This is a genomic window from Micrococcus sp. HSID17227, assembly GCF_003989405.1.
In the GTDB taxonomy this organism is placed as follows: Bacteria; Actinomycetota; Actinomycetes; order Actinomycetales; family Micrococcaceae; genus Micrococcus; species Micrococcus luteus.
Window position 1 is genome coordinate 1 of sequence record NZ_RBLN01000557.1, and the last position, 735, is coordinate 735.

Genomic DNA, 735 nt, shown 5'->3' on the forward strand with positions numbered 1-735 from the left:
CGCCGGACGCCGGCGGCGTCGCGCGCCTCGGCGGGCAGCCGTTCGGGCGGGTCCACCAGGTCGAGGAAGTCGGAGGGGCCCTCATCCGGCGAGCGGACGGCCGTGACGACCACCTGACGCCGTGCCCGGGAGACCGCGGCCGCGAGCATGCGCAGCTCGTCCTGACGCACCTCGCGCAGCCGGGTGCGGTGATCCGTGGGCCACGGGGCGTCCGCGGGCAGGGTCACGAGGTCCACGAGGTCGGTGGCGCCGAGCAGCTGGCCGCGCAGCCGGGTGTTCGGCCACACGCCCTCCTGCAGGCCCACGACGATCACCGTGTCCCACTCCTGGCCGGCCGCCGCGGCGGGGGTGCGCACGTGCACGGCGTCACCGGACTCGGCACGGCGGGCCAGGGTGTCCACGGGCAGGTCCTGGGACTCCATGTAGACGGCGAACGACTCGGGCGACGCGCCCGGGAACTGGTCCACGAAGCGCTCGGCCACCTTGAACAGGGCGACGACGGCGTCGAGGTCCGCGTCCGCCCGGCGGGACTCGCGGCGGTCGTTCGCGTGCTCGGCGGGCCGCAGCGCGAGCGAACGCCACCGCTCGGCCCGACCGGAGGCGGACCACAGCGCCCACAGCACGGTCTCGGGCGAGGCCGAGATCGGAAGAGCGTCGTGCAGGCCGCCCCGACGCACCCACTCGCCGCGGCTCAGGGCGCGCTGCCGCTCCACCCCGTGCCCGGCCAGCCCCGGG

At 76.9% G+C, this 735-nt stretch carries 1 protein-coding gene; it reads right to left on the bottom strand.

Annotated elements, in window-relative coordinates; genetic code table 11:
* Positions 1 to 735, bottom strand: a 735-nt coding sequence (locus D8M29_RS13285; protein WP_370450184.1) for a 3'-5' exonuclease, incomplete at both ends; no start/stop codon positions are given.